The 13,133-nt window shown below is 69.1% G+C and carries 8 protein-coding genes; 5 read left to right on the top strand and 3 right to left on the bottom strand.

What is annotated here, in order from left to right:
- Window positions 1-92 precede the first annotated feature (92 nt).
- From cimA to AC5P09_RS05680, 3 genes are all read left to right on the top strand, one after another.
- The gene (cimA, locus tag AC5P09_RS05690; protein ID WP_493872725.1) at window positions 93-1,697 is read left to right on the top strand and encodes a citramalate synthase; all 1,605 of its coding nucleotides are present in this window, start codon (window positions 93-95) and stop codon (window positions 1,695-1,697) included.
- Between the two features lie 234 nt (window positions 1,698-1,931).
- Complete coding sequence (locus AC5P09_RS05685) at window positions 1,932-4,943, top strand: glycoside hydrolase family 3 N-terminal domain-containing protein (RefSeq protein WP_493872724.1); 3,012 nt, start codon at window positions 1,932-1,934, stop codon at window positions 4,941-4,943.
- A 53-nt stretch (window positions 4,944-4,996) separates the two neighbouring features.
- Entirely contained in the window at window positions 4,997-6,370 is a 1,374-nt protein-coding gene (locus tag AC5P09_RS05680) for a hypothetical protein (protein WP_493872723.1), read from the top strand.
- 401 nt (window positions 6,371-6,771) lie between these two features.
- Here the strand turns inward: AC5P09_RS05680 and AC5P09_RS05675 are convergent, their stop codons facing one another.
- A complete protein-coding gene (locus tag AC5P09_RS05675; protein WP_493872722.1) occupies window positions 6,772-7,554 on the bottom strand; it encodes a serine protease in 783 nt (260 codons plus the stop codon).
- 211 nt (window positions 7,555-7,765) lie between these two features.
- A complete protein-coding gene (locus AC5P09_RS05670) occupies window positions 7,766-9,988 on the bottom strand; it encodes an NB-ARC domain-containing protein (protein ID WP_493872721.1) in 2,223 nt (740 codons plus the stop codon).
- A 127-nt stretch (window positions 9,989-10,115) separates the two neighbouring features.
- Here AC5P09_RS05670 and AC5P09_RS05665 point away from each other — a divergent pair, with 127 nt between their 5' ends.
- Both AC5P09_RS05665 and AC5P09_RS05660 read left to right on the top strand, forming a co-directional pair.
- The gene (locus AC5P09_RS05665) at window positions 10,116-11,600 is read left to right on the top strand and encodes an AAA family ATPase (protein ID WP_493872720.1); all 1,485 of its coding nucleotides are present in this window, start codon (window positions 10,116-10,118) and stop codon (window positions 11,598-11,600) included.
- 54 nt (window positions 11,601-11,654) lie between these two features.
- On the top strand, window positions 11,655-12,221 hold the full coding sequence (locus tag AC5P09_RS05660; protein ID WP_493872719.1) for a YdeI/OmpD-associated family protein: 567 nt from the start codon (window positions 11,655-11,657) through the stop codon (window positions 12,219-12,221).
- 106 nt (window positions 12,222-12,327) lie between these two features.
- On the opposite strand, the gene AC5P09_RS05655 is transcribed toward AC5P09_RS05660, so the two are convergent.
- Complete coding sequence (locus AC5P09_RS05655; protein WP_493872718.1) at window positions 12,328-12,936, bottom strand: YceI family protein; 609 nt, start codon at window positions 12,934-12,936, stop codon at window positions 12,328-12,330.
- Window positions 12,937-13,133: the final 197 nt, after the last annotated feature.

The following is a 13,133-nucleotide window of genomic DNA, read 5'->3' as shown; positions in this document are numbered from 1 at the left end:
CAGCCGGAGGCGAGAGCGCGAGGGACCATGCGAGGACGGTGGAGCCGGTCATTCCGGTACAGACCGAGATCCGACACAGGAGCCTTGACACCATGACCGAACCCAGCGAACTCGACGATTCGTTCCACGTCTTCGACACCACCCTGCGCGACGGCGCCCAGCGGGAGGGCATCAACCTCACCGTGGCGGACAAGCTGGCCATCGCACGGCACCTGGACGACTTCGGCGTGGGCTTCATCGAGGGCGGCTGGCCCGGCGCCAACCCGCGTGACACCGAGTTCTTCGCCCGCGCCCGGCAGGAGATCGACTTCAAGCACGCCCAGCTGGTCGCCTTCGGCGCCACCCGCCGGGCCGGTGCCAAGGCCGCCGAGGACCCCCAGGTCAAGGCGCTCCTGGACTCGGGAGCCGAAGTGATCACCCTGGTGGCCAAGTCGCACGACCGGCACGTGGAGCTCGCCCTGCGCACGACGCTGGACGAGAACCTGGAGATGGTCCGCGACACGGTGTCGTACCTGAAGGGCCAGGGCCGCCGGGTCTTCGTCGACTGCGAGCACTTCTTCGACGGCTACCGCGGAAACCCGGAGTACGCGAAGGCGGTCGTACGGGCCGCCTCCGAGGCAGGCGCCGACGTGGTCATCCTCTGCGACACCAACGGCGGCATGCTCCCCGCGCAGATCCAGGCGGTCGTCTCGACGGTCCTCGCCGACACCGGCGCCCGCCTCGGCATCCACACCCAGGACGACACCGGCTGCGCGGTCGCCAACACCCTGGCCGCCGTGGACGCGGGCGCGACCCACGTCCAGTGCACGGCGAACGGCTACGGCGAGCGGGTCGGCAACGCCAACCTCTTCCCGGTCGTCGCGGCCCTGGAACTCAAGTACGGCAAGAAGGCCCTTCCCGACGGCAAGCTCCGCGAGATGACCCGCATCTCGCATGCGATCGCCGAGGTCGTGAACCTCACCCCCTCCACCCACCAGCCCTACGTCGGTGTCTCCGCCTTCGCCCACAAGGCCGGCCTGCACGCCTCCGCCATCAAGGTGGACCCGGACCTGTACCAGCACATCGACCCCGAGCAGGTCGGCAACACCATGCGGATGCTGGTCTCCGACATGGCGGGCCGTGCGTCGATCGAGCTCAAGGGCAAGGAACTCGGCATCGACCTCGGCGGCGACCGGGAGCTGGTCCAGCGGGTCGTCGACCGGGTCAAGGAGCGCGAGCTCAAGGGCTACACGTACGAGGCGGCCGACGCGTCCTTCGAACTCCTGCTGCGCGCCGAGGTCGAGGGCAGGCCCCTCAAGTACTTCGAGGTCGAGTCCTGGCGCGCGATCGTCGAGGACCGCCCCGACGGCACCCACGCCAACGAGGCCACGGTCAAGCTCTACGCCAAGGGCGAGCGCATCGTCGCCACGGCCGAGGGCAACGGCCCCGTCAACGCCCTCGACCGCACCCTCAGGGTCGCGCTGGAGAAGATCTACCCCCAGCTCGCCCAGCTCGACCTCGTCGACTACAAGGTCCGCATCCTCGAAGGCGTCCACGGCACCCAGTCCACCACCCGCGTCCTGATCTCCACGTCCGACGGGACGGGGGAGTGGTCCACGGTGGGCGTCGCCGAAAACGTCATCGCCGCGTCCTGGCAGGCCCTGGAGGACGCTTACACGTACGGGCTGCTGCGGGCGGGCGTGGAGCCGGCGGAGTAGGACATCGTTCGGCTGTCGCTCAAGGCCGGGGGTGCCACGCACACGTGGTGCCCCCGCGGCCTGTTGCTCGTCGCCGCGTTGGCGGACAAGTGGCGTGTGGGAGAGCGGGATCCGGGCAAAGTCGTGTGGTGTGAGTTCAGGGGTGCCGGGTGCCTTGACGGTTCTCTGGGCCACCAGTTCACTCACGGCGTGAGGTAAGCCATGAGTGGACTACGCGAGCCAAGGGGAAGCTCCATGCGAAGAACCGCCCTGTTAGCCTCCGCCGCCCTGCTGACCGGACTGCTCCCGATGGCGTCCGCGCAAGCCGCCGACGACCCGGCCCCCGTCCCCATCGACCGTTTCGAGGGCGAGGTCCCCTTCGCCGACCCGCCCGCCGAAGGCATCTTCACCTGGGGCAGCGACACCGACGACCCGCCCGCCCTCGAGCTCACCGCCCGCGACGACGCCCCCGAGGGCGACAAGGTCCTCACCGGCACCTACGACATCAGCGGATACGGCGGCTTCACCCACGACTTCGCCTTCGCCGAGCCCGCCCACGACTGGTCGGCCCACAAGGGCATCCGCCTCTGGTGGGAGGGCCGCGACAGCGGCAAGAAGGTCGCCTTCGAACTCAAGGACGGCGGCGCCAACGGCGAGGCCTCCGAGCTCTGGACGACCTCCTTCACGGACGACTTCAGCGGCTGGAAACAGATCGAGCTCCCCTTCACCGACTTCACGTATCGCACGGACTACCAGCCCGTAGGCGGCATCGACCAGGTTCTCGGCCTGACCGAGACCTGGGGATACGCCGTCACCCTCCCCGTAGGCGTCAAGGGCGAATTCGCCATGGACGCCGTCGAGTTGTACGGCAAGGCCGACCAGTCCCTGCGCGCGTCGGTGACCACCGACGCGGCCGTGTACCCGGTGGCGGAAGGCAGGACCGCCGCTGTCGGGGTCACCGTCGCCACCACCGGCGCCGCCCCGATCGACGAGCCCGTCACCGTCGCCTACGAGACGACCACGACCGGCACCGCCTCGGCCGACGACTACACGCCCCTCAAGGGCGAGTTCACCTTCCCCGCGGGCACCCCATCCGGCACGACCCGCACCCTCGAGGTCCCCACCCTCAAGGAAAGGCGGGCGGAGTCCGCCGAGACGATCCCGCTCAAGCTGACGGTCACCGGCGCCAAGCCCCCGACCGAGACCCCGCAGATCGTCGTGGACGCGCACGGACTGCCGTACCTGAACAGCAAGTTGCCGGTGAAGAAGCGCGTCGCCGACCTCCTCTCCCGCATGACCCTCGCGGAGAAGGCCGGCCAGATGACCCAGGCCGAACGCGGCGCGATCACAGCGCCCGGTGACATCGCCACGTACGACCTCGGCTCGCTGCTGTCCGGCGGCGGCTCGACACCGACGCCCAACACCGCCGAGGCGTGGGCGAAGATGATCGACGCGTTCCAGCTGCGCGCGCAGGCGACCCGTTTCCAGATCCCGCTGATCTACGGAGTCGACGCCGTGCACGGCCACAACAACCTGGTCGGCGCGACGATCATGCCGCACAACCTCGGCATCGGGGCGACCAGAGATCCCCAACTGGCCCAGCAGACAGGCTCCGTGACCGCAGCCGAGGTCCGCGCCACCGGCATCCCCTGGGACTTCGCCCCCTGCCTCTGCGTCACCCGCGACGAACGCTGGGGCCGCTCCTACGAGGCGTTCGGCGAGGACCCGGCGCTCGTCGAGCAGATGGAGACGGTCATCCAGGGCCTCCAGGGAGCCCCGGACGGCAGGGACCTCAAGGACGACGACAAGGTCCTCGCCACCGCCAAGCACTTCGTCGGCGACGGCGGCACCGAGTACGGCTCGTCCACGACCGGCACCTACACCATCGACCAGGGCATCACCAAGGTCACCCGGCAGCAGCTGGAGGCCGTCCACCTGGCACCGTACGAGAGCGCCGTCGACCGCGGTGTCGGCACGGTCATGCCGTCCTACTCCTCGCTCGACCTCGCCGGCGACGGCCGGGGCCCGGTGAAGATGCACGCCCGCGCCGACATGCTGAACGGCGTTCTGAAGGGCCGTATGGGCTTCGACGGCTTCGTCATCAGCGACTGGGCGGCCATCGACCAGCTCCCGGGCGACTACGCCTCCGACGTCCGTACGTCGGTCAACGCGGGCCTCGACATGATCATGGTCCCGTACGCGTACCAGGACTTCCACACCACGCTCCTGGACGAGGTCGAGGCGGGCCGCGTCAGCGAGCGGCGGATCGACGACGCCGTGTCGCGCATCCTCGCCCAGAAGTTCCGGCTGGGCCTCTTCGAGAAGCCGTACGCCGACACCAGCGGCGCCCCCGAGATCGGCTCCGCCGGGCACCGGGCCGTCGCGCGCGAGGCGGCCGCCGAGTCCCAGGTGCTGCTGAAGAACGCCGGAGGGCTGCTGCCGCTGAAGACCTCGCAGAAGGTGTACGTCGCCGGCTCCAACGCCGACGACATCGGCAACCAGACCGGCGGCTGGACCGTCACCTGGCAGGGCTCCTCCGGTGACATCACCCCCGGCACGACCATCCTGGAAGGGATGCGGAAGGCGGGCGGCGACGTCACGTACTCCAAGGACGCCTCGGCGCCTCTTGGCGGGCACGACATCGGAGTGGTCGTCGTCGGCGAGACCCCGTACGCCGAGGGCGTCGGCGACGTCGGCAACGGCCACGACCTGGAGCTGTCCGCCGCCGACCGGGCAGCCGTCGACAAGGTGTGCGCGGCGATGGAATGCGCGGTGCTGATCGTCTCCGGGCGCCCTCAGCTCGTCGGCGACCGGCTGGGCGACATCGACGCGCTGGTCGCCTCCTGGCTCCCCGGCACAGAGGGCGACGGCGTGGCCGACGTCCTGTACGGCAGGCGGCCCTTCACCGGACAGCTTCCGGTGACCTGGCCGAAGTCCCAGGCGCAGCTGCCGATCAACGTCGGCGATGCGGCGTACGACCCGCAGTACCCGTACGGCTGGGGTCTGACGACGCTCGGCAAGGCCCCGGAGGGCGGGGCGGCGACGCTGAAGGCGCTCGCCGTCGCGGCCGCCGTGGCCGAGAAGGCCGGCGCGGAGGAGGCGGGACGCGCGCTCGTGACCAAGGCGCGGCTGGTCGTCCAGCAGAAGGTGGGCCAGGACATCACGGCGGCGGTCGCGAAACCCTTCGCCGACGCGGACCATCTGCTGCTGACCGGGCGGTACGGAAAGGCGGTGGAGAAGCTGACGGCGGCGTACCGGGCGTCCTGAGAGCCGTCGCCGCACGTATGTCTGATTGTGAGCCTTTCGGGTAGTTTCGAGGTATGAAGGCCGCGCATCTCACCCGAGGCCCCATCGGACTGCTGACCGCACTGGCGCTCGCCGTCCTCACCGCTCTGGCGGTCCTGACGGCGGGCGCCCCGCGGGCCTCCGCGGCCACCGACGTCTCGACGATCGCCGAGGCCCTGCGCGAGGACCCGGTCTTCGTCGCCCCGGCCGCCGCCGACCAGCTGTCGTCCGCGGACGCGGACGCGCTGTCCGAGCAGATCAGGGCTGCGGACAAGGCCCTGTTCGTGGCGGTCCTGCCTGCCGACCAGCCCACGGAGAAGCTCTTCACCGACCTGCGCACCGCGACCGGCATCACGGGCCTGTACGCGATCCGCGTCGGCGACCGCTTCGACGCCCAGGCCGACTCGTCGGTCCTGCCGGCGGCTGCCGTGGACAACCTCGTCAGCAGCGTCGCGACCGAGAGGGACGCCGAGACCCAGCTGGACGACTTCGCCGACCGCGCCCTCACCAACATGGGCGGCGCGGCCCCCTCCGCCTGGGACTCCACCGACAACGACGGCGGCGCGTCCACCGCCGCCCTGGTCACCGCCGGTGCGGTCCTGGTGGCCGGCGGCGGTGGCGCGTACGCACTGGTCCGGCGCAGGCGGCGCCGGCACGAGGAGGAGCAGCGGGCCGCGCTGGAGAAGCTGCGGGTCGTGGTCGACGAGGACATCACCGCCTTCGGCGAGGAACTGGACCGTCTGGACTTCCACCCCGGGGAGCCGGGCGCGACCGACGCCATGCGCGAGGACTACGAGCGCGCGCTCGACTCGTACGAGAAGGCGAAGACGTTCATGGCCCAGGCCATGAGACCGGAGGACGTCCGGGCCGTCACCCAGTCCATCGAGGACGGCCGCTTCTCCCTCGCCAAACTCGCCGCCCGCCGCGAGGGCCGGCCACTGCCCGAACGCCGGGCGCCGTGCTTCTTCGACCCGCGCCACGGCCCTTCGGTCGCCGACGTGACCTGGACACCGGTGGACGGCGCCCCGCACGACGTCCCGGTCTGCGCGGCGGACCGCACCCGCCTGGCCGACGGCCGCGACCCGGTGATCCGCGAGGTCGACACCGACCGGGGCCGTCGCCCCTACTGGGACGCGGGCCCCGCCTACGGCCCCTGGGCCGGCGGCTACTTCGGCGGCGGCATCCTGCCCGGCCTCCTCATCGGCACCATGCTCGGCAGCATGATGGCCACCCCGGCCTACGCGGCCGACTACGGCTCCGGTTACGGCGACTTCGGCGCCGCCGGCTACGAGGGCGGCGACGCCTCCGGCGCGGATTTCAACACCGACGACTTCAGCGGCGGCTTCGGCGGCGGCGACTACGGAGGCGGCGACTTCGGAGGCGGCGGGGACTTCGGCGGAGGATTCTGACCCTCTGTTCCACCCACCACCTGTATCGGTGGGCCGACAGGTGCCCCCCGCCCTGGGGGCTCTGCCCTCAGACCCTCGGGCCTATGCCCACCCCCCCGGGCGGGGGTGCGCGTCCCTGGGGGCTTCGCCCCCAGACTCCCGGGCCTACGCCCACCCACCACCCGTCTCGGTCTCTTGATTGGTTCACCTCCCGACCCACCGAGTCGGGTGGTGGGTGGGCGAGGTCGGGGGTCCAGGGGGCGGAGCCCCTTGGTGCGGGGTCGAAGGGGCAGAGCCCCTGGGGATGGGACGGGTAGGGGCGGCGGGGGCGAAAACACCGAACACGGGCCCGGCACAAAGCGCACCGGACCCGCGAACATGCGTACGAGATACGAGACGAGACGAGACGAGACGGCCGCGCGTCAGAGCGACGACGCGGCCGAGGCGATCGCGGAGGCGAAGGTCGAGACCTCGGTGTAGACGCCGGGCGCGTTGGGCCGGGCGCAGCCTATGCCCCAGCTGACGATGCCGACCTGGATCCAGGCGTTGGCGCTGTCCCGTCGGAACATCGGCCCGCCCGAGTCGCCCTGGCAGGTGTCGACGCCCCCGGCCGCGTATCCGGCGCAGATCTCCTCGGAGGCGACGAGACCGCTGTACCCGCTGTAGGAACGACAGGTGGCGTCACTGACGAACGGCACGCTCGCCTTGAGCATGTACCGCTGCTGTGCCCCACCCTCGGAGGCCGACCCCCATCCGGCGACGGTGAAGGTGCCGGTGTTGTACTGGTTGGTCGTGGCGATCTTCAGCGTCGGCAGGTTGATGGGCGAGGCGAGCTTGATGAGTGCCCAGTCCTTGCCGGTGCCGTTGTAGCCGGGGGCCCGGTAGACGTACGTGGACCTGACCTGGACCCGGCCCGTGGTGGACTGGAGGTCCACGACACCCGCCGTGGCGGTGATGCTGGTGTTGGCGCCGGTCGAGCCCACGCAGTGCGCGGCGGTGAGCACGATCTGCTGGGTGTACAGCGCACCGCCACAGCCCATCGAGAGCCGGACCATGAACGGGAACTCGCCCTGCGCGGCGCGAGTTCCGCCGACGACGGGCGCGGGGGCGGCGTTGGCGGCCGAGACGGGCTGAAGGCTGACGATCGCGAGGGCGGCGGCGCCGACGGCCGCGCATCTCTTGAGGGCCGTGAGGAGTCTCTTCAACGTGATGCCTTCCGTGGGGGGTTGAGCTGGGGATGTGCGACACATGCGGCGAAACACGGAAGTGACGTGCTCATGTCATCACCGACACAAAGAGCTGCCTTCTTACTGGCATGACCAGGTCAAATCCGTTGCTGGATTATGCGAAGGCCGCGAGCACCGGCACAAGGGGTGCGATCCAGCCAGGCGCGTAGCGCTCGAAGGGCGGCGGTGATCAAGCCCTCATGCGCCTGCGTGCCTTGGCGACCATTGCGCCGGCCCCGGCTCGCTCGTAGGCCTCGGCGGCGGAGGCCCAGGCAGTCCTCGCTGCGGCAACCTCGCCACGGGCTTCATGGAGCAGGGCGATGTTCCAGCGGACCATCCCTACGTCGTACCACTCGCCCAGGTCCACATGGCTGGACTCGCTTCTGTGCAACGCTTCCGCGGCCGTATCGAATTCGTTCAGCGTCGTCAGCAGAGAACCGATGTGGTTCCACGCCGAGGCTTCGCCGTGGTGGTCACCCTGTTCCTCGAAGAGTCCAGCGGCGTTCATGTACGCGTTGACGGCGTCATCGAATTCGGACGCCTCCCGCGAAGCTGCACCCAGATTGAGCCATGCGGTGGCTTCGCGCTGCCGGTCTCCCAGCCGTGCGAAGATGCGCTGGGCGTTGCTGTGTGCCTGGACTGCTTCGCCGAAGCGGCGAAGATCCAGCAACGGCATGCCCAAGTTGTTCCATGCCATCGCTTCGCGGTGTTGGTCACCCAGCTGCGAGAACAATTCCCGCGCGCGCCAATGCATTTGAGCGGAGATCTCGCAGTGGCCCCAGGCATGCATACTCCGTCCCAGGTTGGTCCAGCTGGTTGCCTGGCCGTCGAGGTTGCGGAGTGAGTAGGCAACGCGCAGTGCGTTGGTGTGGGCGACGGCGGCTTCGCGATAGTGGCGTAGTTCGTGCTCGGAGTTTCCCAGCATGCTCAGTGCGGTCATCTCCAGAAACCGGTCTCCGGTCCGACGTGCGGCGGCAAGGACGGAGTTGGGCACCCGTGCCCCGTCAGTGAAGTGCCGCTGGAGATGCAGGTACCGATCGACACAGAGCCCCAGCGCTGTGGCGTACTCACTGTGCTCTGCCTGCTCGGCCCAGAGCGCGGCGCTCAGGAGGGCGGTGTGCTCGGAGTTCAGCCAGATCAGGGCGGCATCCCGACTCCCGAAGAGATCCGGAACGTCCTTGAGCAGTAGGCCTTGGAGGTGCTGGTCTGCGGAGATCGCATACAAGAAGAAGTCACGCAGCAGTCGGTTCCTCCCTTCCGTGACCTCGACAGACAGCACAGGTTCCGCAGCGCTCACGGTTGACGCGTATGCGCGCAGGAGATCATGCATCTCCCAGCGACTCCCGTCCGGTGACCGGTTGATCAGGAAGACCGCTGTCAAGTCGTCGAGCTTCTGTGGGAGGTCGTCCGAGGGCACACCGGAGAGAGCGAGGGCGGTTGAGAACCCGAAGTCTGGTGTGGGTGCCTGGGCCAGGAGTCGGAACAGTCTGGCTTGGTCTGCATCGAGCCGCCCATACGTCACATCCAACACCGGACGCAGAGCCAGCTCGTTGCCGTACTGGTCGATGCCCGGTGCCCGTAGCTCTCGTACGCGATCGGCCGCTGTCTGGAGGTCGCGGACGAGTGTGGAGACGGGCCGCGGCCGACGCCGGTGGAGCAGAGCCGCCGCGATCTGCAGCGCGAGCGGGAGGTGCCCGCACAGTTCGACGAGGTGTCGTACGGCATCGGGCTCGTCGGCGATACGGGAGTCGGCCGGATCCCTGGCCTTCAAGGAACGTTTGAGCAAGTTGATCGACTCGTGCTGCGACAGTGCGCCCAGGTTGATCAAACGCGCGGTCAATGAGTCCAGGGAGTCTCTTGAGGTAACCAGTACGCGATGCCCTTGGCTGCCGGGGAGTAGGGGGACGACTTGCGCGGCGTCCGAGACGTTGTCCAACACGATCAGCACGGATCCGCGGTCCTCCAGGACCGAGCGGTACAGGGCGTACCGCTCCTCCGGTACGGAGGGAAGGTTCTCGCTCCTCATCCCGAAAGCACGGAGCAGCGACAGCACGGCCTCGTCAGGTGGTACCGGAGCGTCGTCGTAGCCGCGCATATTGACGAAGAGGGTTCCGCCCGGAAAGCGAGCGCGTAGTGCGTGCGCCGCGTGTACAGCGAGTGCGGTCTTGCCGACACCACCGAGCCCGCCGATCGCGGAGATGACCACGGCGTCGAGGCCGTTGTTCCCACAGGGATCGAGTGCCGCCGACAGTTCCTCGACGTGCCTGTCGCGTCCGGTGAAGACCGCGGGTGGTGGCGGGAGGGCTGAGGTGGCTGCGGGAGCGGGAGCAGCGTGATGGTGGTGTTCGGTTTTCCCGATCACCGGTCCGTGGAATGTGCTGTCCCGAAAATCCAAGTGATCGTTGCGGCCCACCGGTTCCCTCCCGTTGGTGATGCCTCTCGTCCTGGGGCACGGCGGGCAACCCGTGACCCATCTGTCTTTGGGGCGTTAAGGGAAACGCACTTCCGGGAAACGTACTTCCCTAAGTTCAAGGAGCCCCATGGTCCGCTCGCGCCCGCACCTGCCCAAGCCCCCCGACATGTTCGCCCGCGACTGGGAATGGAGCGAGCTGACCGCCTTCGCGGCTGACGAAGGTCCGGAGGCGACCATGGCCGTGGTCTCGGGCCGGCGGCGCCAAGGTAAGTCCTTTCTCCTAGACTCGCTTGCACGAGCCGCCGGAGGTTTCTACTTCTGCGCCTACGAGGCGACGGAGGCCGAGTCGCTGCGCCGCTTCGGCGAGGAACTGGGCCAGTACACCGGCAGCCTCGCCCCCATGCGATTCGACCGGTGGGAGCAGGCTGTGGACGCGCTGCTCGCCCTCGGCAAGGAGCGGCCCCTCCCGGTCGTGATCGACGAATTCCCATATTTGGCCAGAGCCACGCCGTCCCTCCCGTCCATCGTCCAGGTCGCGTACGGCCCCCGGCGCCCGGAGCGCCTCAAGTCCCGTACCCGCCTTCTGTTGTGCGGCAGTTCGCTGTCCTTCATGGGGAAGCTGCTCAGCGGCACCTCACCGCTCCGAGGCCGCGCCGGCCTCGAACTGATCGTCCACCCGCTGGACTTCCGTCAGGCGGCCGCGTTCTGGGGCATCGACGACCCGCGTCTCGCGCTCCTCGTGCACAGTGTGGTCGGTGGAACTCCCGCCTACCGCAGGGAGTTCGTACGCGACGACGTCCCCGAAGACCTCAACGACTTCGACGCCTGGGTCTGCCGTACAGCGCTGTCCCCCCGCTCCCCCCTCTACCGCGAGGCGCGCTACCTCCTCGCGGACGAATCCGACCTGCGGGACCGGGCCCTGTACCACTCCGTACTCGCCGCACTCGCGTCCGGAAATGCCACGGCCGGCCGCCTCGCCGGTTGTCTGGAGCGACCCATCAGCGACATCACCCACCCCCTCACCGTCCTCCAGGACTGCGGTCTCGTGCGCCGGGAGGCGGACGCCTTCCGCAAGAACCGGAGCGTGTATCGCGTGGGTGAGCCCCTCATCGCCTTCGACCACGCCATCTCCCGGCCGAAGCTCGCCCTACTCGACCGAGGAATGGCGGCACAGGTCTGGGAGAGTTCCCAGGCACGCTTCCTGTCCGCCGTCGTGGGGCCACACTTCGAGCAGCTGTGCCGCGAATGGGTCGCTCACTTCGCGGCGCCGGAGACCTTCGGGGGCATGCCGATCGACGTGTCATACGGCACTGTTCCCGATCAGACAGAACGCACCAGTCACGAGATCGACGTGGTCGTACGAGGTGCGGTGGGCCAGGACAACGGGGTCCTGCTGTCCCTGGGGGAGGCCAAGTGGGACCAGGTCATGGGCATGGGGCACCTGGACCGGCTGCGTCGCGCCGCAGCACTCCTCACGGGGCGCGGTATCGACACGTCGGCCGTACGCCTCGCCTGCTACAGCGGAGCGGGATTCAGCGACGAGCTGCGGACCGCGGGCGACCGCGGAGAAGTGGTGCTGGTCGACTTGCGGCACCTGTACGAGGGTGAGTGAACCCGAGGCCGAACGAGGACCGTTCCTGACCTACTCCCCGCCTACGGTGTCCCCATGACCGCCCCCGAAGACCCGCAGCCCCGAGCCTTCGACACCGCGACCGACCTCGACACCTGGCTCACCGCCCATCCCGCGCCCCACCCCGGCCTCTGGGTGAAGGTCGCCAAGAAGTCCTCGGGCCTGCCCTCCGTCACCGCCGCCGAGGTCAACGACGTGAGCCTCTGTCACGGCTGGATCACCGGTCAGCGCAAGAGCCTCGACGCGACGCACTACCTGCAACGGATCACCCCGCGCCGCCCCGGCAGCCTCTGGTCGATGGTCAACGTCCGGCGGGTCGCGGAACTGACGGCGGCCGGCCGCATGCGCCCCGCCGGACTCGCCGAGGTGGCGGCCGCCAAGGCCGACGGCAGATGGGACGCGGCGTACGAGTCCCAACGCGAGGCCACGGTCCCCGACGACCTCGCCGCGGCCCTGGAGCGGGACCCGCGAGCCAAGGCTGCGTTCGAACGCCTCGGCAAGACCGACCAGTACCTCACCATGCTCCCCGTGCTGCGCGCCCGTACCCCGGAGAGCCGCGAGGTCCAACTCACGGCCGCCGTCAAGAAATTGGCTCAGGGATGACATGCCGAGCGCCCGCCCTCCCGGTGCGCCGGAGTGGAGGGCGGGTGCGCTCGAAGGCCGAAGGCCGCGTGGCTCGAAGGGGTCACCGGCGTTGCCGCCGGCAGGCTCACGCGTTCTTGATCGCCGAGATGTCGAAGTTCAGCTTGATCTTGTCGGAGACCAGGACGCCGCCCGTCTCCAGCGCCGCGTTCCAGGTCAGGCCCCACTCGGAGCGGATGATCTCCGCCTTGCCCTCGAAGCCGACGCGCTCGTTGCCGAAGGGGTCCTTCGCGGCGCCGTTGAACTCGAGGTCGATGGTGATCGGCTTGGTGACGCCGAGGACGCTGAGGTCGCCGGTGATGCGGTAGTCGTCGCCGCCCAGGGCCTCCGCCGACGTCGAGCGGAAGGTCATCGTCGGGAACTCGTCCGTCTTGAAGAAGTCCGAGCTCTTGAGGTGACCGTCGCGGTCCGCGGAACCCGTGTCGATGCTGTCCATCTTGACGTCGATGGACGCCGTGGACGCGGACGGGTCGCTGCCGTCGAGGTACAGCGAGCCGCTGAAGTCGAGGAACTTGCCCTTGACGTTGGTGACCATGGCGTGCCGGGCGACGAAGCCGAGCGCGGAGTGGGACGCGTCGATGGTGTAGTCACCGGTCAGCGCGGCGAGGTCGGGGTTCACGGCGGCGGGCGCCGCAGCGGTCGTGTCGGTGCTGTCCTTGCGGCCGAAGATGCTCATCACATGCTCCTTGCGGGTTGATGTTGAATGTTCAACGATGTCAACGGGAACGACCGTAGACCTATTCCGGGCGCGCATCAACGTCATCCGCGGAGCGTTTGCGTAATGACTCCGTGGTGGTAGACGAGACGGTCATGAACCCCCAGCGCCGACCCTTCCGTCGACCCTTCGCCTTGCCCGGACGTGGACGCGGGCCC

Source organism: Streptomyces sp. a15 (genome assembly GCF_059026085.1).
This window is presented reverse-complemented; position numbering and strand designations above follow the sequence as displayed.